Annotated in this window: 23 protein-coding genes; 4 read left to right on the top strand and 19 right to left on the bottom strand. The window is 43.7% G+C overall.

The window, feature by feature from the left end; translation table 11 throughout:
- On the bottom strand, positions 1 to 558 hold the full coding sequence (gene hxlB / locus IGI42_RS20985) for a 6-phospho-3-hexuloisomerase (protein ID WP_438717993.1): 558 nt from the start codon (positions 556 to 558) through the stop codon (positions 1 to 3).
- Positions 548 to 1,258 (bottom strand): ribulose-phosphate 3-epimerase, encoded by a 711-nt coding sequence (locus tag IGI42_RS20980; protein WP_438717992.1) that lies wholly within the window; start codon positions 1,256 to 1,258, stop codon positions 548 to 550. The genes hxlB and IGI42_RS20980 overlap by 11 nt, the downstream gene beginning before the upstream one ends.
- Positions 1,259 to 1,499: 241 nt before the next feature.
- On the opposite strand from IGI42_RS20980, the gene IGI42_RS20975 reads away from it, so the two are divergent.
- Entirely contained in the window at positions 1,500 to 2,249 is a 750-nt protein-coding gene (locus IGI42_RS20975; RefSeq protein WP_438717991.1) for a DeoR/GlpR family DNA-binding transcription regulator, read from the top strand.
- 87 nt (positions 2,250 to 2,336) lie between these two features.
- Here IGI42_RS20975 and relB read toward each other — a convergent pair whose 3' ends face one another.
- Complete coding sequence (gene relB / locus IGI42_RS20970; RefSeq protein WP_438717990.1) at positions 2,337 to 2,573, bottom strand: type II toxin-antitoxin system RelB family antitoxin; 237 nt, start codon at positions 2,571 to 2,573, stop codon at positions 2,337 to 2,339.
- Between the two features lie 110 nt (positions 2,574 to 2,683).
- On the bottom strand, positions 2,684 to 3,382 hold the full coding sequence (locus IGI42_RS20965) for an HAD family hydrolase (protein ID WP_438717989.1): 699 nt from the start codon (positions 3,380 to 3,382) through the stop codon (positions 2,684 to 2,686).
- 751 nt (positions 3,383 to 4,133) lie between these two features.
- Here IGI42_RS20965 and IGI42_RS20960 point away from each other — a divergent pair.
- Positions 4,134 to 5,294 carry a DUF2922 domain-containing protein gene (locus IGI42_RS20960; RefSeq protein WP_438717988.1) on the top strand — a complete coding sequence of 387 codons (1,161 nt, stop codon included), beginning with the start codon at positions 4,134 to 4,136 and terminating at the stop codon, positions 5,292 to 5,294.
- A 113-nt stretch (positions 5,295 to 5,407) separates the two neighbouring features.
- Here IGI42_RS20960 and metK read toward each other — a convergent pair whose 3' ends face one another.
- The 13 genes from metK to IGI42_RS20895 all read right to left on the bottom strand — a co-directional run bounded on the left by metK (position 5,408) and on the right by IGI42_RS20895 (position 19,974).
- On the bottom strand, positions 5,408 to 6,562 hold the full coding sequence (gene metK, locus IGI42_RS20955) for a methionine adenosyltransferase (RefSeq protein WP_438717987.1): 1,155 nt from the start codon (positions 6,560 to 6,562) through the stop codon (positions 5,408 to 5,410).
- A 14-nt stretch (positions 6,563 to 6,576) separates the two neighbouring features.
- The gene (locus IGI42_RS20950) at positions 6,577 to 6,840 is read right to left on the bottom strand and encodes a EutN/CcmL family microcompartment protein (protein WP_438717986.1); all 264 of its coding nucleotides are present in this window, start codon (positions 6,838 to 6,840) and stop codon (positions 6,577 to 6,579) included.
- 158 nt (positions 6,841 to 6,998) lie between these two features.
- The gene (locus tag IGI42_RS20945) at positions 6,999 to 7,271 is read right to left on the bottom strand and encodes a BMC domain-containing protein (RefSeq protein WP_438717985.1); all 273 of its coding nucleotides are present in this window, start codon (positions 7,269 to 7,271) and stop codon (positions 6,999 to 7,001) included.
- A gap of 18 nt (positions 7,272 to 7,289) precedes the next feature.
- Positions 7,290 to 7,850, bottom strand: coding sequence for a BMC domain-containing protein (locus IGI42_RS20940; RefSeq protein ID WP_438717984.1), 561 nt, complete (start codon positions 7,848 to 7,850; stop codon positions 7,290 to 7,292).
- Entirely contained in the window at positions 7,847 to 11,314 is a 3,468-nt protein-coding gene (gene nifJ / locus IGI42_RS20935; RefSeq protein WP_438717983.1) for a pyruvate:ferredoxin (flavodoxin) oxidoreductase, read from the bottom strand. Before nifJ ends, IGI42_RS20940 begins: the two co-directional genes overlap by 4 nt.
- 25 nt (positions 11,315 to 11,339) lie before the next feature.
- A complete protein-coding gene (locus tag IGI42_RS20930; RefSeq protein WP_438717982.1) occupies positions 11,340 to 12,257 on the bottom strand; it encodes a glycyl-radical enzyme activating protein in 918 nt (305 codons plus the stop codon).
- 22 nt (positions 12,258 to 12,279) lie between these two features.
- Positions 12,280 to 14,793 (bottom strand): glycyl radical protein, encoded by a 2,514-nt coding sequence (locus IGI42_RS20925; protein WP_438717981.1) that lies wholly within the window; start codon positions 14,791 to 14,793, stop codon positions 12,280 to 12,282.
- 20 nt (positions 14,794 to 14,813) lie between these two features.
- The gene (locus IGI42_RS20920) at positions 14,814 to 15,929 is read right to left on the bottom strand and encodes a 1-propanol dehydrogenase PduQ (RefSeq protein WP_438717980.1); all 1,116 of its coding nucleotides are present in this window, start codon (positions 15,927 to 15,929) and stop codon (positions 14,814 to 14,816) included.
- 13 nt (positions 15,930 to 15,942) lie between these two features.
- Positions 15,943 to 17,418, bottom strand: a complete 1,476-nt coding sequence (locus IGI42_RS20915; RefSeq protein WP_438717979.1) for an acetaldehyde dehydrogenase (acetylating) — start codon at positions 17,416 to 17,418, stop codon at positions 15,943 to 15,945.
- A complete protein-coding gene (locus tag IGI42_RS20910; protein WP_438717978.1) occupies positions 17,418 to 18,152 on the bottom strand; it encodes a hypothetical protein in 735 nt (244 codons plus the stop codon). Before IGI42_RS20910 ends, IGI42_RS20915 begins: the two co-directional genes overlap by 1 nt.
- A 10-nt stretch (positions 18,153 to 18,162) precedes the next feature.
- The gene (locus IGI42_RS20905; protein WP_438717977.1) at positions 18,163 to 18,831 is read right to left on the bottom strand and encodes a phosphate propanoyltransferase; all 669 of its coding nucleotides are present in this window, start codon (positions 18,829 to 18,831) and stop codon (positions 18,163 to 18,165) included.
- Between the two features lie 16 nt (positions 18,832 to 18,847).
- Positions 18,848 to 19,627, bottom strand: coding sequence for a propanediol utilization microcompartment protein PduB (gene pduB, locus IGI42_RS20900; protein ID WP_207672598.1), 780 nt, complete (start codon positions 19,625 to 19,627; stop codon positions 18,848 to 18,850).
- Between the two features lie 71 nt (positions 19,628 to 19,698).
- Positions 19,699 to 19,974, bottom strand: a complete 276-nt coding sequence (locus IGI42_RS20895; RefSeq protein WP_207672599.1) for a BMC domain-containing protein — start codon at positions 19,972 to 19,974, stop codon at positions 19,699 to 19,701.
- A 234-nt stretch (positions 19,975 to 20,208) separates the two neighbouring features.
- Here IGI42_RS20895 and IGI42_RS20890 point away from each other — a divergent pair, with 234 nt between their 5' ends.
- Both IGI42_RS20890 and IGI42_RS20885 read left to right on the top strand, forming a co-directional pair.
- Positions 20,209 to 21,459 carry a sensor histidine kinase gene (locus IGI42_RS20890; RefSeq protein ID WP_438717976.1) on the top strand — a complete coding sequence of 417 codons (1,251 nt, stop codon included), beginning with the start codon at positions 20,209 to 20,211 and terminating at the stop codon, positions 21,457 to 21,459.
- Complete coding sequence (locus tag IGI42_RS20885) at positions 21,460 to 22,239, top strand: response regulator transcription factor (protein WP_438717975.1); 780 nt, start codon at positions 21,460 to 21,462, stop codon at positions 22,237 to 22,239.
- An 85-nt stretch (positions 22,240 to 22,324) separates the two neighbouring features.
- Here the strand turns inward: IGI42_RS20885 and IGI42_RS20880 are convergent, their stop codons facing one another.
- Both IGI42_RS20880 and IGI42_RS20875 read right to left on the bottom strand, forming a co-directional pair.
- Positions 22,325 to 23,755, bottom strand: a complete 1,431-nt coding sequence (locus IGI42_RS20880) for an aldehyde dehydrogenase (RefSeq protein WP_438718332.1) — start codon at positions 23,753 to 23,755, stop codon at positions 22,325 to 22,327.
- A gap of 60 nt (positions 23,756 to 23,815) precedes the next feature.
- Positions 23,816 to 24,787, bottom strand: coding sequence for a serine hydrolase domain-containing protein (locus IGI42_RS20875; RefSeq protein ID WP_438717974.1), 972 nt, complete (start codon positions 24,785 to 24,787; stop codon positions 23,816 to 23,818).
- Positions 24,788 to 24,807: the final 20 nt, after the last annotated feature.

Below are 24,807 nucleotides of genomic sequence, written 5' to 3'. Positions count from 1 at the left end.
CTACTCCAAATTGGCATGGTAACGCCACAAGCCATGCATGTCGATATTTTTTTCTTCTATTAAGGTTAAGGCAATTGCATCCCCTAACAGTAATAAGCTTTGTTCAAATAAGCTGGTCATTGGTTGAACCGATGGGATTTCGCCCGCCAGATTCAGCTTCGTTTGGACCGGAATTCTGACGAAGATATCGGCATACTCCTTCATGGAGCTGTTGGGATTCGAGCCGATATGGGCAACCTTTGCATCAAAAGTTTTAGCTTTTCTAGCAATTGCCAAAGGAAAGGCACTTTCGCCACTGCCTGATCCGACAATTAGTAAATCTTTGTCGGTGATGGCGGGTTCCGTGATTTGGCCGACAACCACCGTTTGGATGCCGATATGTGCCAGCCGTTTAGCGATGGCTTCTAATGAAAGCAGCACGCGACCGACGCCGACGAAAAAGACTTTTTCGGCTTGTTGAATTGCGACAATCAGTTGATCGACTTGCGCTTCATCAATGCCAGCCAAGGTAGATTCAATTTCATTAACCATTTTTTGTTCCGATGTTCTAAAGGACATGTGCCTTCACCTCACCCAATCCTTGCAGGACTGCTTCTTCTACTTTTTGCTTGTTTTCCGTTAAGGTATTGCCTTTAATGAACAAACTGGTACTGCCCAAGACTAAATTATTGGCGCCGGCTTCCACTAATTGCGGAATACTGTCTAATGACACGCGACCGTCTACCTGCAGCTGAACGGTTGGGTTCACTTCTGCAATTTTTGCCTGTAAATCACGAATTTTCTTGGTCGCATACGGCACTTGTTTTTCATTTTTATTCGTAGCAAAGCCTGGATTAATCAGCATCAGGCACACCAAATCAATTTCCGGCAGCACATAATCCAATACTGTTAATGAAGTCGATGGGTTCAAAGCCACACCGACTTTGGTGCCGGCTTGTTTGATTAATTGAATGTAACGATCCACATGCAAGCTGGTTTCGTGATGGAAGGTAATGCTTTCCACGCCGATTTTCAGCATTTCTTGGATAAAAAACTCGTTGTCATTGGCCATAATATGAATATCAAAATTCATGCTGGTAACTTCCCGCATCCGTTTGATGGTTTCCAAACCTAAAGGCATGCTGGGACTAAAGGTGCCATCGATGACATCAATGTGCAGCGTGTCTAAGCCTAATTCCTCCAACTCCTTCATACCATTTTCCAAATTGACTAAATCGGCACACATGATCGAAGGGGCCAATTTCACTTGCTTTTCCATAATTGCAGCTCCTAACTTCTTGTCGTATGTTCTTAACCAGAAATGCTTCGCCCGCGCGTTGGTTAACAGCGATGCCTCCCTTGATTACATTTTCATTGTAAACGCTCTTAAAGCACAAGTCAACACAAACATGCAAATAATTGCATGTTTAATGCCCGTTTATGCCGCATAACTAAAAATGAATTGACACAAAACCGCATACATGGGAAAATTAAAGCATAGAAAAACAAAGGAGCAGCCTATGTTAAAAGAGGAACGGCAACAGAAAATCATCGATATTTTAAATATTGAACAAAAAGTCATTGCCAGCGATTTAAGCCACCGATTTCAGGTCTCGGAAGACACGATTCGTCGCGATTTAAAGGAATTAGACAGTCAAGGATTGTTGAAACGGGTCCACAGCGGCGCCTTGCGGGTAGGACCACCAGTTACTGATTTTACTTATCGCGAGACCGTCGACAGCGAAAGAAAAAAGGCCCTTGCCCATAAGGCACTGCCTTTTTTAAAAGAAGATTCCGTGATTATTATTGATGGCAGTACCACTAATTTGGCTTTAGTGAAGGAAATTCCCAACGATTTCCGGGCAACAATTATTACTAACAGCCCGCCGATCGCCGTTGAGCTGGCGCAACACGCCAACATCGAAGTGATTAACATTGGCGGGATTTTTTACAAACAGTCTATGATTAACTTAGGGGTAGAAACCTATAAAAGCCTGCAAAAAGTCCGTGCCGATTTGTACGTGATGGGCATCTACAATATCGACATTGATGCCGGAACCAGCGTGCCAACTCTGCAGGAAGCCGAAATAAAGCAGCAAATGACCCGTGTTTCTACGGAAGTTCTGGGGATGATTACCAACGACAAATTCGGCACCATCAGCAACGCCATCGTTGGTCCGGTGGATGAACTGAGTTTTCTGATTTCGGAGGATATTCCAGAGAAGGTGCGGAAGGAATATAATAAGCAGAAGCTGTTGTTGATTGATTGAGGTTGGATGAACATGAAAAATCCCTCTTTGAGCGTACTATCCAAGCAGTTTGGGAGTCGCTGTAAAGAGGGATTTTTTTATGTGCGGTTATTCTTTTTCAGGATTGATGCCAAATTCACTTAAAAGTTCTACAATTGGTTTGGAAACAGGATTTTTCTGGTGTTCTTTATAAGCTAAATCACCGACATGAGCATCATACATATCTTCAAAAGCCTCGAAAACTTGATCTTTTAATAGATCATCCAACTGTTCGCCTTTTATTTTCGCCACTTCATCCAAGAAAACTTTTTCTTCCTCGGTTACTTCAATTGTTAGTTTTGGCATACCCTCGCCTCCTGTTCGGTTATATTTTACCGCGTAAAATAGCATCTATCCTACTGGGTATATCCGTATAAACCCGCAAAAATACGCTAACAATTACCTGCTTTGACGTATTAAATCAATGAAAGAATCAGCTGCTTAACATCGGTATCGTTCTCGATAAAATAGTCAGGGACAAATTCTTCTGATTCCATCGGATGATTGCGACGATTCACCCAAATAGCTTGCCACCCCGCTCTTTTTGCACCAATAATATCGTTAAGATAGGCATCGCCAATATAGTAGGTGGCTTTCTTATCCAACTGCATCGCTTTTTCTACATGTTGGAACACCCGGACATCCGGTTTAGCAATCCCCAACTCACCTGAGACAAAAATATATTCCTTGGGCACCCATTTCTCAAGCTCCAAGCATCTGATTTTTTTCCGCTGATGTTCGGCTGGACCGTTGGTGATGATGCCGATCTGCACCTGTTTCTCCGTGCATAGGTCCAAAACTTCCATCATTCGTGGATCCATCTGAAGTCGGCTCTGATTGTATTGATAGACTTCTTGAAATTTGATCGCCTGTTCATCACTTATCTGCTGGTCAAAGTGTTCCATCGCTTTTCTTATGCGATAAATCTGCATCTCCAGCTTAGTGATTGTGCCGTCTTCTGACTGCTGAAACACTTCGTCACTGTAGATTCGGCTGTACTTAAAAAGCGCTTCAATCGGAATGGACGGGTCATGGAAAACCGCTTCAAAAGCCTGTTGAAAAGGCGTTAATTGATCATATAACGTGTCATCTACATCAAAAATAATAGTAGTCAATGTGTCTCCTCCTAGGTAAGAAAGATTAAAGCAATCCAGCTCCAACCTTCTTTATTTTACAATAAATCGGCAATCGTTACGACCTGATCAGGTGAAAAGTACTCGCTTTTTGAAGACATTTTGACTTGGTTTGTTAACAACATGATGGTAGTCCTAAGTAGAAATAGATTAGCAGCACTTATCACATGCAGTAAAATCACAGCCATTTATTGAAAATTGATTCATATAAACCAGGAATTTATTATAGATATTTACTAACAAATAATTTTTTAAAAAACCAAACAACTAAGCGTGTCGCAGAGAAAATTGACCGACTTTGATGATTTACCCGTAAAAAACAGAAAAAAAGAACCATGTCATCAAATCCTATCAATTTCTTTCTAATTTATTTTCCGTTTATATTTAACGCTTGTGACCTATGAAAAAATATTTACTTTCACCTAAAAAAATGTTTTTACACATCTTAAGAAAACGCTTGATTTTCGTCATGTGGTTTTGTATTATATTTGAAAACATATAACTTAAATAGAACTGACTCAAGAAAATTTGTGATAAAGTCCCTAGCTCAGTTCTTAGTATCAGTGAATTTCCCCGCTTTAGTATTCGTATCCACCGAACTGAGTAGAAATAAACCAGCACGAACAAGAATTTATTGAGTACTTCCAGCCGTAAGCCAAGTTTAGAACACCTTAACCCAAAAATCATTTGAATAAATATTTGAATAATGCAAACAGACGAGGAGCAGTGAACTATGACAACCGCAAAATACGTATTATCTTCCAGACAGATCAACACAATGAAAAGAACATCTCTCGAAAAACGCGTTCATGATTTCCATTCGGAATCAGGCAACGATGTCTATACCATTCAAGCAGTTTTAGCCGTGATGATTCGCAACGCCCTTTCGACAGAAGATTTTTCTTTTTTAGCAGAAGATTTAATCCGTAAGATATTTTTGACTAGTAAGGCTGTCCATGAAATTCGCTTGTCCTGCGTCTATTTCCGTGATTACTTTACCGATGATGAATGGAAAAAGGTTAAAAACCGTTTATTTGCTAGTGAAGCTGAGTTTGAACAGCTGACGAAACGTACGGAGCTGTACATAGAAAAACTGCGACCGCGCCTGATTTCTAAGGCACGACCCACAGAAAAGAAAACCAATATGCTCTCTTATTTTAAGGATGGCAATGGCAAAAGACACAGCTGGAGTCTAAGTAACGTGAATCCTGATATCACCAAAGAGGAGCACTATGCCCTAATGTCTATTTTGAGCACCCTGAATATCTTCCACAAAGACGGCGTTCAGCGTTTTGCGGAGCCGATTTATGCTGACTTCACCATTTATGAACCAAGCTTTGATCGTCGAGATGAAGAAGCGGCGGCTGAATTGATGAAAAATGCAGAACAGCTGCTTCCACTTGATGCATCGTTATCCGATGCTGTTGAATCTACTGAAGCTGCTTTTGATACTCAAATTGAAAACGCAACCGAGGAAGAAGCAATCATTGAGACACAGGATGAAGACACTATTGTAGCAGAATCGGCCGAAATCATTGATGGATTTCCAAGTAAATACTTATCCGAAGAAGAAGCACAGGCTTTACATGATTTCTATACCGCCGGCTTTGATCCTTCTACTATTTCCGAGGAAGAAAAGGCTGAAATTGCCTTTCGAGCTACCCTAGACGAACGACCGATGCGGGAGATTCAGCAGGAAATGGAAAAAGAGAAGGTCCGAGACCAGGAAAAAGCGGAAGCAGCCGCTGCGCCCGCTAAAGGCAAGAAGAATTTGACCAAACAGGAACGCAAGAAACTAGCCCAGGAGCAAGCAAATAAAGTTCAGCGGAATAAACAGAATAAATGGGGGATCTTAAGTCAGATTAAAAAAAGAGGCGGGAAGAAGCGGAAGTAAGCTGCAGAAATCGTCGGGGCGAGCAAAAAGTCGACAACCTCACTCGTCTTTCGGGGCTATCGACTAAAAATATAGTTTGATTTATCATTTTTTCTGTCCAGTGTCGGGGATAGTTAACTAAATTCCTTCACGAAACGCTTGATTGCTTCAACCTTATCCAGTTTCTCCCAAGGGAAGGCACTATGGTTGTTAAAGTGGCCGTAGACAGATGTTTGTTTGAAAAATGGCGTCTTCAGCTGCAGTGCATCAATCATACCTCTCGGTGACAGGTCGAAGGTTTTTAGCACGGCGATTTTCAGCAGCTCTTCTGGTAGACTGCTGGTGCCGAAGGTCTTGATGTCAATCGCCACCGGTTCTTGATAGCCAATCGCATAAGATAGAGCGATTTGGCAGCGCTGGACCAAGCCGGTTGCGACAATACTTTTTGCGATGTAGCGGGCCATGTATGCTCCGGAGCGATCCACTTTGGTGCCGTCTTTTCCAGAAAATGCTCCGCCGCCGTGGGGGATGACACCGCCATAAGTATCGACAATAATTTTCCGTCCGGTAAGCCCAGTATCGCCGAAAGGTCCGCCGATGACAAAACGACCAGTGGGATTAATCAGATAGCGGGTTTTTTCATTCAGCAATTTGGCTGGCAAAACAGGTGCAATGATCTTTTCTCTGACCTGACCTCGCAGCTCTTCGACAGTGATTTCTTCGATGTGCTGGGTGGAAAGTACCACATCAGAAATCTGAATCGCCTGCTGTTTTTCGTCGTAAAGAATCGTCACCTGCGCTTTGCCGTCCGGCAATAAGAAGGGCAGTTCGCCGCTTTGTCTGGCTGTATCCAATTTTCGTGTCAAAGCATGGGCTAAATGAATCGGAAGCGGCATAAAGTCCACCGTTTCGTTGCAAGCATAACCATAGACACTGCCTTGATCACCGGCACCAATTGATCCTGTGGCTTGATCTACACCTTGGCTGATGTCCGGTGACTGCTGATGGAGATTGGTGAGGACAATACAGTTTTTGGCATCAATCCCGATTGCATTACTGGTATACCCCACCTCCTGCAGAAGAGTTCTTGCGACAGCTTCTATGTCTACTTGGGCACGGCTGGCGACTTCACCGGCAATAATTAGCAGGTTATTGGAAATCATGCATTCAACGGCAACCCTGGATTCTGGGTCTCCTGTCAAAAAAGCATCTAAAATACGATCGGAAATTTGGTCACACAATTTATCAGGATGCCCTTTTGTAACGGATTCAGAAGTTAAATAGTTCATCTTGTTTGCTCCTTTTATTCATCGAAGGTGTCAATGATTCCGATAATGGCGGCGTCGATTGGTGCGTCATGATTTTTGGTGGCCATTCGAGCCGAGCTCCCTCTGACTACTAATACAAACTCGCCCCGTCCAGCACCAACTAAATCAATGGCGACAATTTCTTCCAGCTTTTCTTGGGTAGCTCTTTGGATCAATTCCACAATCATCAGTTTATAGCCGGTTAAGGCTTCTTCTTTTTTGGTGGATACCACATTTCCTACGACTTTTCCAATATACATAGACTCATCTTCTTTCTAAAATAGTTGGCCCATCTGCGATTCTGGTGGAGTATTCGTGACGTAATTTATCCGTCGCAGTTTTTCTCTCCTTCTTGTCCTTAATAATAAATAGAAGCGTTTCTATTCATTATTGAGGACAAGAAATGTCCTCAATTTTTTTATAGCTGAGGTAAAATGTTTTCCACATCGGTATGTGGGCGTGGAATCACGTGAACGGAGACTACTTCTCCCACGTTAGAAGCTGCTGCAGAACCAGCATCAACTGCTGACTTTACTGCGCCAACATCGCCTCTAACCAAGACAGTTACTAGTCCTGATCCGATTTGTTGATAACCTACCAATTGAACATTGGCTGATTTCACCATTGCGTCAGCTGCTTCAACTGCTCCGATAAACCCTCGTGTTTCTACCATTCCTAATGCATCATTCATTGTTCTTCCTCCTTGAGTTTACTTCGATTTTTTCTTGGTCGTTTTTTTCCCGCTTGTTTTTTTCTCGGATTGTTTTTTCGCTTCCGTCTTCGGCTTTTCTGCCGTGACTTCTTTTTTGGTTTCGGTTTGTTTTGGTTCAGGTTTTGCAGACTCGTTTACTTTCTCATCGACTGCTTTCTCGGAATCGCTTGGCTTTGATTCCTCAGGTTTTACTTCTTCTGCTTTCGTTTCCTCTACCTTTGCTTCCTCGGTTTTCGGTTCCTCAGCTTTTGCTTCTTCTACTTTTGGTTCTTCTTTTTCTTCCGGCTTTTCCGGCTCAAAAAAAATATTGTCGATGGGACGTGGAATGACTTTGCTGGAAATAAGGCTGTTTTCTTGAGCAGCGAGGTGTTTGCCGCAATCGACTGCCGCATTAACTGCCCCCACGTCACCAAAGACCTTGACTACAATCCAGCCGTTGCCTTTGGTTTTGGTTAGTTCTCCTAAACGAACATTGGCTGCCTTTACCATTGCGTCAGCAATTTCGATCGCTACGACGAGGCCGCGGACTTCCACCATTCCTAAAGATTCTCTGTTCAATTCATCTCCTCCTTTCCAAAATCAATTTCTCCTAGCTCTTTAAGCAGCTGATAGTTGAGATAGCGCTGCTTGGCTACCGTAAATAGTCGATTGACTCGCTCCTGAGTAAAATCAGGATGCTGAAATCTTGGTTGTTTTTGTAAAAATGCGTTGAAGGCTTGGGCATCTGGCGGTTTACTGTACAGCTTCATTTTGCCATCACAATAGGTATACAGCGGCCAGTAACCACAGGCCACAGCTTCTTTGCTGCTTTCAACCGCCGATAAATTGGTATTATTCATGATACAAGGACTGTAAGCAATCACGATCGAAGTCCCAGGATACGCTTCAGCTTCCTGAAATACCTTCTGAACATGGGCCGGATGAGAAAACAACGAAACCTGTGCTACGAAAATATCCTCATACTGCATCGCATAATACCCAAAATCCTTTTTCATTCGACGATTGCCTTTAGATGCAAATTTTACTTTGGCCCCTAATGGCGTTCCTTTTGACAGTTGGTTGCCGGTATTGGCATAGCCTTCATTGTCTAAAATCAGAACGTTGCAATCTTCGCTGCGGGAAATGAGGTGGTCCAATCCCCCAAAGTCGATATCATAAGCCCAGCCATCTCCCCCAACAATCCAGTGGGTTCTTTTCACTAAATAAGCCTTCATTTCGACAATCCGCTGCAGCTTTTGATCCTTGGAATCAGCGATCAGAGTTAAAAATTGTTGAATCGCAGTCAGATTTTTTCCCGCCAGCTTCACCAGGTCTTCAGCAAATTTACGAATGACAATCCCGTATTGTTTGTCGGCAGACACTTCCTCCAGCAGCTGATACACTTGTTTATGGCGAAGCTTGAAGCCTTGCTCCAACCCTAATCCAAAGGCACTATTGTTTTCAAACAAGGAGCTGGACCAAATCGGACCGGTTTGCTGCTTGGTTTGATAAAAAGCGGAAAAAGGTGCACTGGCTGACCAAATGGAGGAACAACCGGTGGCGTTAGCAATACTTAAGCGTTCCCCAAACAGTTGGGTTAGTAATTTTACATAAGGCGTTTCGCCACAGCCGGCACAGGCACCGGAATATTTCAGTAACGGCTCTACAAATTGAGTTTCCCGTACATTTCGTTTGGTTAGAGCCATATTTTCGTTCAGATTCGCAGATTCCGCTGCTTCCCATTGTTTCTGCTTATCCTCCCGTTCAGCTTGAGTAAGACGTTGTAAACTTAATGCCTTCTCAGCTTTGGCCGGACAAGCTTCGACACATAATTGGCAGCCGGTACATTTCTCAGGATTAAGCAAAACTTGATAATCCAGCTTGGGCTTTCCTTTAAAATCCCCCAGCGCTTCTTTAGCCTCTGTCACAAACGGGCGAATCGCGCCGTGAGGACAAACCAGCGAACACAGGTTGCACTGACGACATGAATCTTTTTGCCAGCAAGGAATTTCCTCGGCTGGAGGTACCAGCATATCCTGGCTGCCCCCTAACGGAATCGATCCATCCGCCATTCCATTGGCTAACAGGTCGCAAGTAGAAATCGTGTTGCCTAAACGTTTTTGCACCGGCGAGGAAATCGCCTGCTGAAACTTATTCAGCTTTAGCTTGGTTTCCAAAGGTTTATCAACCAAGCTTGACCAGCTAAGATCGACGGTAAGCTCCTCACTTGTAGCCAGCACTTGATCCATCGCCGCAAACACAGACTGGCGATATTCTGAATCTTCCATATAACTATGCTGCTGCACAAGTACGCGATAACTTTCCTGCACTGAATCACTCGCTAAAAAGTCCGTCTTCTCTAACAAACTAGCCATCATTAATGGTCCGATCTTAGGACCCAGCTGATGCTTTCGGGCAATTCGATTGGCATCCGTTACAAACACTCTAATGTTTTTGTCAGCCATCACCCGCTTCACCTGGTTGGTCAGATGTTGCGGCAGGTTTTCTGTTTTATAACTGGTATTTAATAGTAAGGTTCCCCCATCCTTCAACGGTTCGAGGACCTGATATTCATTTAAGTAACTCAGCTCATGGCACATCAGAAAATCGACTGGCACCTCTTCGTCCACGCCGCAGATCCTCTCTTTGGCAAAGAAAAGACGGGCCGAGGTAAGACCCCGAGACTTTGTGGCAGGATAGACGAAATCAGCCTTCACATCAAAATTGGTTTCTTGACTAATCAGCTGAACAAAATCCTTAGCACTGGAAACTGTCCCGTCAGAGCCGACGCCGAGAATTTCAATCCCAATTACTTCTGCTTCACGAGCTCTTTTACCGGGTGTTAACGAAAGCTTGGTCACATCATCGGTAATTCCGATGGTGAATTCGGACTTTCTCCCAGCTTTCTTCAATTCAGCAAACACCGCCAACAGTTGAGCCACAGTGGTCTTTTTACCACCTAACCCATAACGACCGCCAATTACTTCGACGGCAGGATCATGGGCAGCAACCACTCGTTGCACATCCAGCAATAAAGGTTCACCAGAAGCACCAGGTTCCTTAGTACGATCCAAAACCGCCAGCTGTTTCACTGTAGTAGGCATTGCCTCTAGAAATTTTTGTTTCGGAAACGGTCGATACACATGAACCGTTAACAGTCCCACCTTTTCATTCCGAGCTAAGCAGTCATCCACGGCCGCTTCCGCAATTTCTCTGGCAGAACCCATCAGAACCATCACTGACTCAGCTTGAGGATCACCATAATAATTGACGGAAGCACAGTCGGTTCCAAAAAGCGGGTTCAGGTGCTGGATCGTTTCCTCAATGATTCCTTCAATTGAAAGATAGAAAAGATTGGCGGCTTCCCGTTGCTGGAAATACAACTCCGGACCTTGGGCGGTACCGCTGACCTTAGGTGAAAAATTGGAAACGCCCTGACTTTTGAAAAGTGTCAAGGAGTCCTGATCAACCTGCTGGGCCAACTCTTCATAACTCGGCAGTTGAATTTTCCGCAATTCATGACTAGTATCAAAGCCGTCAAAAAAGTGCACGACCGGCAAGCGGCCTCGAATGGCGGTTAAGTGAGCGGTCGCCGAAAACATAGCAGCTTCTTGCACACTGCTGGCCGAAAACATTACCGCGCCAGTTTGACGCAGGGCCATCACATCGCTATGATCCCCGTGAATATTTAAGGCACTGGTGGAAACGGAGCGAGCCGCCACCTGAAAGACGCCCGGCAAAAGCTCCCCTACCATTTTGTATAAGGTAGGAACCATTAACAGTAGACCTTGTGAGGAGGTATAGGTAGTGGTTAACACCCCGGACTTCAACAATCCGTGCATCGCCCCCGACACATTGGCTTCCGAATCCATCACTAGGGTTTCCACCGTTTCTCCCAGCGCATTTTCTTTCTGCTGCTGGGACCAGGCTTCCACCACTTCGCTCATTTTGGAAGAAGGGGTGATCGGGAAAAGGCTGACTGCCTCTGAAAAAGCATAGGAGCTGTAAGCGGCTGCTTGATTGCCGTCCATGACTTGTTTCATTTCCCGTTCCTCCTTTTCCATTTATTTACCCACCAATTTTACATGGCACGCCGATTCCTTCGACTAATTCCTGCAAAATCGTCATGCGATTGGTGGAAGGTGTATCAATATCGGCTGCCAAATACGTCATATCCAAATGGCCATACTTGTTGGAACCATAGGGATGATACGGCAGCAGATTAATTTTAGTCGCCTTCAAATGCTTAGCGATCAACGCAATCGCCGCAATATCCTCGGGACTATCGTTAAAATCCGGAATCACTGGGATTCTCACCACCAGCTCCACTCCAGGGAATTCTGCGATCACCTGAGCGGCTTTCAAAATCAAATCATTGGGTTGTCCGATATATTTTTGATGCTTCACACTGTTTAAATGTTTAATATCCAACAGCACTAAATCGGTATAAGGCAGTATTTTTTCCAATACTTCTTTTCTCGCATAACCAGTGGTTTCAATCGCGGTATGCCAGCCTTGTTCCTTGCCGGCTGCTAAAAGTGCCGTTGCCATTTCCGGCTGAGCCAAGGCTTCGCCGCCGGATAAGGTAATGCCACCGTTGGATTTCCGGTAATGAACCTCGTCTTTTCTCAGCTCGACAATCAAGTCGTTAACCGTCATTTCTTTTCCGGTCATGGTCAAGGCCTCACTGAAACAAACATCGGTACATTTGCCGCAATTGATACACTTGGACCGATCAATCGTTACCTCCGGCGTGTAAGAAATCGCGCCTTGAGGACAAACCGGTGCGCACATACCGCAGCTGATACAGTTTTTTTGAATCAGCATCAGCTGCTTGCTGAAGACCTGACTTTCGGGATTGCAGCACCATTGGCAACGCAGCGGACAGCCTTTGAAAAAGACAATCGTCCGAATGCCGGGCCCGTCATGAACCGAAAAGCGCTGGATATCAAAAATCATGCCGGTCTTTTCTTTTGTCGCATTCATACATCCACCTCAGTCGTATTGCCTAGAAGACTTGTTCCGTCCGGGCAATAATATCTTCTTGAATTGATTTATCCAGTGAAACAAAGTGAGCACTGTAGCCCGCTACCCGAACCACCAAGTTTTTGTATTTGTCTGGATTCTTTTGGGCATCCATCAGTTTTTCACGACTGATTACGTTAAATTGCACGTGCATGCCTTTTTGTTCAAAGTAACCGCGAACCAACGCTGACAAGTTATTCAAGCCTTCTTCCCCCTGCAAAGCAGATGGATGGAATTTTTGGTTCAGCAAAGTACCATTTGATGCAATGTGGTGATCCAATTTCGCTACCGAATTCATAGCAGCTGTCGGACCATTTTGGTCGCGACCAGAAGTTGGTGATACCCCATCAGCTAAAGGTTCGCCTTCATAACGTCCGTCGGCTGAAGCTTTCGTTTCCATTCCGCAAGAAACGTTGGCCGAAACTGGGTACAAGCCTGGTTGAAACGTACCGCCCCGTGGATTGGTATACTTTTGCACTTCTTCACAATAAATCAAGGCTACTTCCCGCACGATATCATCGACTTCATCAATGTCATTACCGAATTTTGGTGCGCCGTTGATTAACAATTGACGAATGTATTCGCCGTCTTTGTTCGTCGCTGCCGCTGCAACTGGTGTTGGATTTTGTTGTTCGGCTAACAGATCCTTCAACAGATCCACCAATTTTTCGCTAGTCAGGTTGGTTAAATCAACGTTGGTTAATTTATCCGCTGGTGCAGCTTGACTAATGGACGCACCTTTACCAAAGTTGCTGTCTAAAACTTGTTTTAATTCTGGCAAAGTTAACTTGCCTTCTTCAAAGACCACTTTCTTGATCGCCATCAATGAATCCCCAGCGTTGGCGATCCCAACCCCTTGAGGCCCCGTGAAGTTGTAATGAGCGCCGCCTTCTTGCAGCGATTTGCCTTTTTTAATACAGCAATCTACCATGGAAGATAAGAATGGCAACGGCGTTCTTTGACCGTGAGCCACATCCACTGAGTTATCGGCATTGATTAACAGCTTAACGAAATATTCCATTTGTTTTTTGAAGGCTGCTTCCAATTGTTCATAGCTGGTATAAGAAGCGGCATCGCCGGTTTGCAAACCAACTTTTTTGCCGTCAGCGTAGCCATTGTTTAAGGTAAGTTCCAATACTTTTGGAATGTTGAAGAACGCCGCATCATGCCAGCCTTCCGTTTTGCCACCAACTTGTGGTTCTACACAGCCGATAATGCCGTAATCTCGTGCATCCTGTAAGCTGATGCCGCGATTTTCCAACGCTGGAATGATTACTTCATCGCTGTAGTAGGCAGGCATACCTAAGCCCATGCGAGAAACATCGCCGGCTTTATGCAGCAACGCTTCTGGTGTTTTATTCCATACGCGAATCGAAAGGGATGGCTGCGGTAATTTGGTATGAGCAGTTGCTTCTAAACATGCAAATGATAATGGATTGGTGGCATCAATTCCGCGACCGTTTTGTCCCCCGACAATTAAGTTTTGGAACATTGGGTAACCACCAAAGGCTTTAGTTGAGCCTTCATCACGAATTTTGTTCACGTCATTGAATTTCACCCATAGGCAATCCAATAATTCTTGGGCGCAATCTTCAGAAATCCGGCCGCCTTCTACATCTTTTTTGTAGAATGGATAAACATATTGGTCAAAACGCATTGGTGAAATGGAGTGCCCATTGGATTCAATTTGAATCACCGCTTGGATAATCCAGAAGGACTGCAAGGCTTCATAGAAACTTTCTGCTGGGTATTCTGGTACCCGACGCAGATTTTCGGAAATTTTAGCTAACTCATTTTTACGTTTGTTGTCGCTAGTCCGGTTTGCTTCTTCAGCAGCCAAACTTGCCAAACGATTGGCATAATTAATTACCGCATTTGTCGAAATAATCACGGCTTCCAAGAAATGGGATTTAGTCACGGCTTCTGGATCGCCATAATCTAAGGAATCTAATTCTTGTTGGGCTTCTTCTTTGATGCCCTTCAAGCCGATTTCCAATACTTTGCCGTAGTCCACCGAGATGTGCCCCACGCCATTAAAATAGTAGTTCCCTACTGTGAACACGCCAGCATTCATGGCATCTTTGGTTTCTGGGAACATTAACTCTGTCGCTAATTCATTAGTGGTGCGGCCTTTCCAATATTTGAAGGCTTCGGAAAGTTCGCGTTTTACCTCTTCAGAAATTCGGAACAAGTCGCCTGTCCGTTTTTCAATTCGGTCAAATTCTTCTTCCAACCATTGATTCGAAAACTCAGGGAAAATTTGGGTGCCCCGCGGTGATTTAGTTAAGTTCCCTACAATCAACTCGTCAGGACGAATCACTAAGCTCATGTTGCCGAGAATTTTTTCCAAGGCTTTTGCCCGGCGGATAATGACTGGTTGGTTTTCAGTTTCTTTATAAGATTCGGTAATCAATAAGACCCTTTCAGACTCAATTCTTGGGTCCACCGAATACAAATCATCAATTAACTTATCAATCCGTTTACTTTTTTCTACCATTTTAAAACTCCTCTCAATTTTCAGTTTCTAGTGTAAAGTGACAAATAGATTTCCTTTAGCGCTTCTGCGGTCACTGCTCGTGGATTGGTTTTCGTACAGTCGTCCTGTAAAGCAAAGGCCGCGATGGTGTCACCCACCTGCTGATAAACCGACTCAGAAATGCCAAAGCAGCTAAAGCTCTTTTCCATCTCTAAAGCTTCATTTAATAATTCAATCGCTAAGATCAAATTGGCTGTACCTTCTTCAGTTGTGGCAGCCGGCAAACCTAAAAGCTTAGCTAGTCGACAATATTTCTGACCATTTTCTGATTGGGCATTGTAGGCAATTACCGCTGGTAAAAGCAGTGCATTGATACGACCATGGGGCAAATGATGAATCCCGCCAATCGCGTGAGCCAAGCTGTGATTAATCCCTAAGGAACTATTGGTAAAGGCCATACCCGCCAAGGCTGAGGCCTCGTGCATTTTTTGTCGCGCCGATAAGTTATCCGGCTGCTTGAAAACTTCGATTAGGTTTTCAAAAACCAGCTGCACCGTTTTTTCGGCTAAGGCATCGGTGAAGGTACTGGCATTGGTTGATACATAGGCTTCCAGTGCATGGGTCAACACGTCCATCCCGGTATCCGCCGTAATTTTGGCCGGTACGGTTTTCACCAAATCAACATCCAAAATGGCTACCTCTGGCACTAGCCGTTGATCAACATAGGGCTTTTTATCGTTGCCGTTGGTAATCACCGTAAAGGATGTTACCTCACTGCCGGTTCCACTGGTTGACGGAATCGCAATGAAGGCTGGCTTCTGATAAGTTGCCGACAATTTATAATTGGCTAAAATCATGCCCTTGGCTGCATCAATCGCAGAACCGCCGCCGATGGCAATCAGGCAATCCGGTTGAAATTGATTCATCTGCCAAACTCCTTCACCGATCGTTTCCACTGTTGGATCCGGTGTGATGGCATCAAAGAGTAAAAAGGCTTTATCAGTTTGATGGAACTGTGCACTGATTTGATCGACAAATCCCAGCTGCACCATCATCGGGTCCGCCACAATCATGGCTCTTTGATAAGGACTTTGACTAAAATACTCCCTGAGCGACGTATCAAAAATGACCTTTGAGGCAATCGTAAAATCTTTCATTCTTGACTCCTTTCTAAGAAGTTTCAGACAGTTTCTTCAAGGCCGCTTCAATTAATTTACGCACCTCGTTGTCGGAAATATCTACGGTGCTGTTTCCAATAGACTCCGCTATCGGCTCAGGCCCCCGCAAACTTTCCATCGATTTCACGCCGTAAGCGGCTTTTCTAATGTTGATTAAATGAAGCGGCGTGATGTTATCCGAGGTTGAGCTGCCACCTACTGCGCCACAGCCTAAAGTTAAAGCTGGTTCGAGATTCGTGGTACCACCGATTCCTCCTAGTGCTCCTGGAGTATTAATCAGCATTCTAGAAACTGGTTTATGCAAGGCGAATTCTTTTATGACTTCTTCGTCTTGGGAATGGATACATAAGGTATGGCCTCTGCCTTCCACATTTAACAATTCAATCGAACGGTTGCAGGCATCCAGCCAGTTTTCTTCAATATAAAAGGCAATTACCGGACAAAGCTTTTCTTTACAGTAAGGATTGCTTGGCGATACCGTCTCTTGTGGTGAGACTAATATCGTCGTAGTCTCTGGAACTGTAATGCCGGCCATCTTCGCCACCTGAACTGCCGTTTTCCCAACAATCTGCGGATTCATCGTCCCGTTTCCACGTAAAATGAAACCGGCTAATTTAGCGCTTTCAGATTCAGAAAGGAAGTAAGCTTGGTGTTTCTTCAATTCAGCGATCACTTGTTCAGCGATCACTCGTTCTACCACAATCGATTGTTCCGACGCACAAATCACGCCGTTATCAAAGATTTTGCTGGCAACGATATCCGCCACGGCTTGTTCCACATTGGCTGTTCGTTCGATGAAGGCTGGACCATTTCCCGGACCCACACCAATTGCTGGATTGCCGGAACTGTAAGCTGCCCGAACCATTGCTTCGCCGCCGGTTGCTAAAATCAAGGCCGTGTCGTGATGCTTCATCAACTCTTCGGTTCCTTTGGCAGTCAAAGTCGTTAGCGCACCGATAATTCCATTGGGCGCCCCCGCTTCTGCAGCAGCTTGACGCAAAATTTTGACCGTTTTTAAAATCGCCTTTTTCGCCCCAGGATGAGGTGAAATGACAATGCCGTTGCCGGCTTTGACTGCGATTAAGGCTTTGTAGATCGTGGTTGAAGTTGGATTTGTTGAAGGAATCAACCCGGCGATTACCCCCATCGGTACCGCCACATCCATGATCCGTTTGTCCTTATCGTCTTTCAAAATTCCAACGGTCTTCAGATCCTTAATGCTGGACCATACCACATCGCTGGCAAATTTATTTTTCAAAGTTTTGTCTGTCACATTGCCAAAGCCGGTTTCTTCATTGGCCAGCTTGGCTAGATATGCCGCATTTTCGCTGGTCTTCTTGACCATCGCTTCGACGATTGCATCGATTTGCTCCTGCGACATTTCAGCTAGTTTCTTTTGAGCTTTTTTAGCGGCTTCGATCACGAATCTTGCTTCTTGGATCGATTGTAAATCTTTATCGTATTCCACTAGTTATGTCTCCCTTCTCCTTGATGCTCGTTAAGAAATTCTCGTGCTAAGTCCGTCATTTTTTGAGAAGAACTTAAGTAAGCTAGCGGGTCTTGCTTCACATCCTTCAAGGTTAAAACCTTGGTTGAAGAATGTACTTGCGGTGTTTTGATTTGTTCGATTATTTGATTCTTTTTAGCAATAAAGCCTTCGAAAGCGACTTTCCAGTCTTGCAAAGTCAGACTTTGAACACCTAGCGTCTTCAGCTTGGCTTCATGATCGTAGTAAAGCTTTTGCATCGCTGGGTTTTGATTGATTTCTCGAAAAGCAGCAAATTCATTGTCGGTCAGCCAGCAGTGGTTTGCGGCCATGACCGGTTTTGCCATCAGCAATCCTTGATTTACCAAGGTGAGTGGCCAGTTATCAGCGACGCCTAAAGCCAGCTTGGCTAAGCTGTTGCGGGTCAAGTAAGGAATCAAAATCAAGTCCACTTGAGCTAAATCTGCCAGCATGGTTGCATCAGCTGTTCGAATCACTCGACCTAGCTGCTCCCATTTCGAGGAATCGAAAAATTCTTGATAGGCCTTAGAAAAGACAAATTGGTACTGACAGTGACTTTGGTGCTTCTCCAATAAAGAAAAGATATGCTCTTCCTTTTGATTGCTGCCAAATCCCACTACTAACACGAGATACTGTCTTTCTGTCAATTCAGTCAGCACTTTTTTTAGCAAAAGCTCTAACTCTTCGGCATTCATCGGCGCCACCTCAACAATCTTTGACAATTTCGACAAAGGTATTTTTATTGGCTAGCCCGGCAGCATTCGCTTCATCGGTGTCAAGATGACATTCTAGTCGGTAGCGGTCACTGATTCGCACGATCGTGTTGTAAAAAACCACTTGGCGCTCGCCGACTGTCTTGATTGCTACGGCTTCCCCTTGAACAACCTCGAAGCGTTGCGCATCATCTGGTGTCATGTGGATGTGGCGTTTGGCGATAATCACCTTTCGTTTTAAATGAACCGAGCCAATAGGTCCCACAACTAAAGCCGAACCGGCATTGGTTAAATCACCAGATTCATTTACCGGAGCTTTGATCCCTAACTGGAAGGAATCCGAGCGGGAAATTTCCAGCTGTGACTCCTTGCGAGCGGGACCCAACACCCGAACGTTGTGAATCGTCCCTTTAAGACCGACCACGGTAACCGTCTGCGCTGCCGCAAATTGACCAGGCTGTGACAAATAGTTTTTACGAGTTAGTTCAAAGCCTTTTCCAAACAACGTCTCAAGATCCTGCTGACAAATATGAATATGCCGATTAGAAATCCCCACTGGAATCTTCTTTTCTGCCGACTGTTCCTGCTTTTGGTTTATCTGACTCAACAGCTGCTGGGCAACTGCTAGTAATTGTTCATCAGAAAATTTCGTGCGATTCATCTATTTTCGCCCCTGTCTAATATAGAGTAGGTGTAGATGAAGAAGGTGCATCTCCGCCCAGTGCTTCCAGTGAAGCCAAACCAACTTCTTGGGCACTAAGCAATGCTTGCTTCACAGCACCAGAGTCACCAGTGATGGTAACAATAATTTCATTTGAGCGAGCGGTTCCGCTGTTAGGACTTGCAAAGGTAACGATGGAAACATTGGCTGTCTTCACTGCTGTATCGGCCATTAACAAACCAATCGCAGCCGGTGCGCCAACAATAATCCCAAATGATTTTCCAACCGGTGCAGTAAAGCCCATTTCCAAGGCTTGACTTGCCCGTGCCGTATAATGCAATTCAATATGTCCAGCGTCATTGCCGTAGACATTGCCAAAATTTTTCTCAACGGCTGACAACGTAATTTCCACTGCCCGACGTGCGTCAGAAACATCTTCGGCTGCAAAAATAATCGTTGCACCGTGTCCAGCGCCGCCCTTTGTATCCCGAGCCATTTCGATTTTAACGATTTCCGTATTTGTCGCCTTCACCGCTTCATCCGCAGACATAATATGAGGTGCGCCGCCGGTACGGGCACTTAAGAATCCAATCGAGCGATACTTGCGATCCAAGCCTAAATGTTCATGCAGCTGTGGATCAATATTGGCGATCACCATGCCGATGGTATCACCCATTGCTGTTCCGACAAATTCAGTTAAATGGACTTCTCTGCTAGTTCTTGCTGGTGCCGAGTTAGTGTTGTTTACCCGTTTCTGCGCTTCCGATAGTACTCTTTCTAGTAATTCTTCGTTCATTGTATTTCCTCCTACTATTTTGTATTAAATTGGACTGACATTTTTCGTATCACTGACATCCTAAAAAAATATTATTTTGGTAAAATAACTGATTCAATATCCGAATGCGGCCTAGGAATGACATGCGTAGACACGACTTCACCCACTCCGTTTGCCGCAGATGCTCCAGCATCAACCGCTGCTTTCACTGCCCCGACGTCTCCTCTAACCAACATAGTGACTAATCCTGATCCAATTTTTTCTGACCCCACCAGCTGCACATTGGCTGCTTTAACCATTGCATCTGCAGCTTCAACCGATGCAATAAATCCTCGCGTTTCGATCATTCCCAAAGCTTCCTGCCCCATAATGTATCCTCCTATAACATTTTTTATTCATAAGTAAATTTTAACGAGAAAACGCTTCCTTTTATTTGCTGGAGACGACCAATTATTGGCGGCAGATGACTAGCAAAAATATAACTAATTTGACTTTATATAATAAAAATGACCTGCCCATGAACCTTCCCAAGTCATACATTTCATTAAATAAATTTGCTATAATGAAGGAAATCGTGCAAATGTATTCTGGGGAGGATAACTATGGATTCGAGGGAAAAATTACACTTAACTGACGTAATCGATATCGATCTTTTGCAAAATGTACAAGACAAGCTGTCTAAACTGGTAAATGTATCCGTTGTCACTGTTGATTCTGAGGGAAATCCGGTTGGCGATTTAAACAACTTCACACCTTTTTGTGATTTAGTTCGCTCATCAAATGTCGGTGCGCAGCAATGTATTGCCTGCGATGCCAAAGCAGAGAAAAAATCGTTTTTAGAAAATAGATCTATTACATATGATTGCCATTTAGGCTTAAAGGATTGCTGCGTGCCGATTATCGTGGACGGTGAGCTTTTAGGAGCTGTTTTAGGTGCGCAGGTCTTGATAAAAGATCCTGTCAGCGATGAAGATCCTCGTAAAAAATTTAATGTTCCTGAGCTAGCCAGTCGGTTGGAGGTCTCTGAAGACCAGCTGCAAAAAGCAATTGATCAGCTGGCAATCGTTGAGGAAAGTTATTTACAGGATTGTGTGGACCTGTATGAGCTAATTGCTAATTACTTAAAAGAAATGGGCTTAAAATCGATTGCTCAAAAACAATTTGTTCAAGAGTACCAAGAAAAACTTGCCTTTGAAAAACGACTTAAAAGTGCTGAATTGAAAACCATTGAGGCTCAGATTAACCCCCACTTTCTCTTTAATACCTTAAATACGATTGCCCGTATCGCCATGAAAGAAAACGCCGAAGACACCGAAGAAATGATTTATAATTTGTCCGACCTGTTACGCTACAACCTACGCCAAACGGAAGAATTTCCAACGTTGGAAAGTGAGCTGGCCAACATCAAGCGTTATCTCTATATTCAAAAAACTCGCTACCAAGATCGCTTAAATTACATGATTGACGTACCAGAAGAACTGCTGCCCTATTGCATACCAAATATGATCATGCAGCCAATCGTTGAAAATGCCATTATTCATGGGATTGAGCCTCTTTTGAAAGGTGGCGAAGTCACTATTACTGTTGCCAAAAAAGACGAATCGATCATCGTGGATGTTAGCGATACCGGCGTCGGTATGTCGGAGTTCATTAAATCAACCATTTTGGATTATTCTGCTAGTAAAAAACATCCTGGTCTAGGCGTGAACAACTCTCATTTGCGCTTAAAAGATTATTTCGGCGATGGGTATGGATTGGTGTTGGAGAAAAAAGAGGGGTTTGCTACGACGGTTAAGATTATTTTTCCTGCTTTTACGGATATTCGACAGCTTAAAACAAAGGAGCGTGCGTAAATGAAGTACAAGTTGCTAATTGTCGAGGATGAGAATTTCGAAAAAGAGGCCTTAGAAATGATTATTAAGAAGACATATAGTGAAATCAGTATTGTTGGTATCGCCAGCAGTGGCAAAGAAGCCATCAGAAAAGCGAAAGTGTTTAAACCTGATATCATTCTGATGGATATTGGCATCCCCGAGTTGGATGGTCTTTCTGCCCAACGGAAGATTTTAGAATTCTTGCCAGATGTCCGTACAATTATCCTAACGGCCTACTCAGATTTCCAGCACGCCCAAGATGCCATTAACTGTCGCGTTGTCGATTACTTAGTCAAACCCATCCGAACCAAAAAGCTGACCCAATCCATTGACCGTATTCTTTTAGACTTCAAAAAGAATCCCGGCCACACCTCATTTATACAGGAAACCACTAAGATTTCCCAAAATGAACAAATTCAACAGGCATTGATCTATATTGAAAATCATTATCTAGAAAATATCCAAGTTGCTGAGTTGGCTAGATTACTTTATCTCAATCCGCAATACTTCAGCCGATTGTTCAAAAAAGAAATGAACATCAGCTTCAGCGAATTTCTACTTCTTTATCGTTTAGAAAAATCAAAGGATCTCTTGATTGAAACGGATCTGCCGGTTTATGCCATTGCCAGTAATTCTGGGTTTACGGACTCTTCGTATTACTGCAAAACCTTCAAAAAATACGTGCACATCAGCCCGCTAAAATTTCGCAACCAGCAACGAAAAAATAATCTTACTTCACCTACATCATCCATTCGTTAACAGTAAAATACTAAAAGAAACCGCCTGAATCCTTTGTGATGTGAGGACTGAGCGGTTTCTATGTTTTCCGATTTTTTCAGATTATTTATTTCAATATTCGTCGTATCCACTTCAAGTTCTTTTCAGAATAAGGCGGAAAGATAAACGGTGTGTCCATTTTCTTCGATGACAAAATACTGCGGGCGTTAGAGAAGGTTTCAAAGCTGTACTTGCCGTGGTACGAGCCGATCCCCGACATTCCTACTCCACCAAAAGGCATTTTGTCAGAGACAAGATGCATCACTGTATTATTAATACATAGACCACCCGAGCTAGTTCGATTAATGATGTACTCTTGCTCCTTTTTGTCTTGTGAGAAGATGTACATCGCTAAAGGTTTTGCCATTTGATTGATCTTTTCGATGGTTGCATCTAGATTCGTATAGGCAATTACTGGCAGGATTGGACCAAAGATTTCTTCTTGCATGGCAGCCGAATTCCACGAATTTTCTAGTAGGGTTGGCTCAATGTACCGATCATCAGGATTGACTTCACCACCAAATAACCATTCATCTTGACAGGCTTCCAATAAGTCCATTAAACGATCAAAATGTTTTTGATTAACAATGCGGGCATAACTTTCACTTTTGGCAATGCGAGTCCCATAAAATTCTTCCAGTACATTGCGTGCTTCATGGATAAAAGCATCTTTTACTTGCTGATGTACAACGACATAGTCAGGAGCAACACAGGTTTGACCTGCATTAATCGTCTTCCCCCAAATAATTCGTTTGGCGGCCAAGCGTATGTCCGCATCTTTCGTTACAATTGCCGGACTTTTTCCACCTAGCTCTAAAGTAACTGGTGTTAAATGTTCGGCGGCAGCTTGCATAACAATCTTACCGACCTTTTCACTACCAGTGAAAAAGATGTAGTCAAAAGGACAACTCAATAATGCATTATTTGTATCCACTCCACCTTCAACAACAGATACATAGTGTGAATCGAAGGTATTTTTAATCATGCTAGTCACCACGCGAGAAAAATTCGGTGTCAGCTCAGACGGTTTGATTACTGCACAATTTCCGGCAGCTAGAGCACCAACCAGTGGTTCAATCAACAACTGAAATGGGTAATTAAATGGACCAATCACTAGAACGGTTCCATAAGGTTCATAATGAATGCGACTTGAAGAAGGCCACAGGAAAAAAGGTGTATTGACTTGTTTATCTTTGGCCCATTTTGGCACTTTTTTGATCATGCTGCTTAAGCTTTTTAGTACAAAACCTATCTCAGTTTCATAGGATTCTTGCGGATGCTTTCCTAAATCTTGGTGCAAGGCTTCCATTAATTGGGATTCATAATCGATAATACTTTGTTTTAGTCGTTTTAATTGTGCTACCCGGAACCTTGGGTCTTTGGTCTGGTGGGTCGCAAAAAACTGCTGGTGTTGTTTCAGCAATTGCTGGGCATCTTGTTCTGTCCATTCTTTTGCCAAGGTTATCCTCCCCTTCGTAAAATCTCTTACCTTTACTATAGAGGAAATAAGCAGGAATGAACATTTTTTCGCTTAAAAAAGAAAATTACAGGCGCTTTTTCAAACCAAGGGCTCAATCTCCCGCTGAATCAACTCCACCCGATCTTTTGCTTTCGGTACAAACAGTCCGGTCATAGAAACCACTAGCTGTTTCTTAGGATTGACATAGATCGTATTACCACCATCTCCCAGTGCACCAAATGAGCCTTCTTCATTAAGTAACCACCACAAATAGCCATATTTCAGATTCATCTTTTTCCATATGCTGTGCGCACATGTACTTTCTGCAATCCATTTTTCAGGAACCAGCTGTTTGCCTTCCCAAACACCGCCGTTCAAATAAAGCTGTCCGATTTTAGCTAATTCTTTAGCAGTCAAAGTCAGTCCCCAACCAGCAGTGTGCACACCCGTCGGTCCAGCTACCCAGCCGCTTACACCAGTTGATTGATAAAATGCCATTTGATCCTCTTTGTCACGAAACGTAATCGTCTGCGCCACCTGAATACCTAGTGGATCAAACAAATTTTCCTGCGCAAAATCCAATACTGATTGTCCAGTAGTTCTCACCAATATTCCCGACAAAATATCAGGTCCAATCAAAGGTGCATACTTGAATTCACCCACGCGTCCTTTTCCCCCTATGGCATCCAAAGAGAATTTCACCCAATCAGGACTAGTAAAATACTTAGGATACGGATTAAGCATCCGCTTATAAGGAGCCGTCATCGTCATTAGATGTCGCAACGTAATAGTTTGAAGCACCTTTTCATTCTCAGAAAACGAATACTCTGGGAAAAAATCCAATACCTTTTGGTCCAAATTCTTGATATAGTTCTTTTCCAAAGCAATCCCTATTAGCGCCGAGACAATACTTTTTGTTACAGAAAATATATGAATCGCTGTGTCCGCAGTACAGTCATTAAAATATTTTTCGTAGACTATTTCACCTGCTTTGCTAACGATGATCCCAGCCGTGTTTCCATAACTTTTTCGAATCTTCGCTTCAAAAATTAGAAATTTATCCTTTACCATTTTGCATCCCTCCATTACTT

The sequence above is a fragment of the Enterococcus sp. AZ109 genome, assembly GCF_051714625.1.
In the GTDB taxonomy this organism is placed as follows: Bacteria; Bacillota; Bacilli; order Lactobacillales; family Enterococcaceae; genus Enterococcus_A.
Note: the sequence above shows the minus strand (reverse complement) of the source record. Positions and strands in the feature narration are given on the sequence as shown.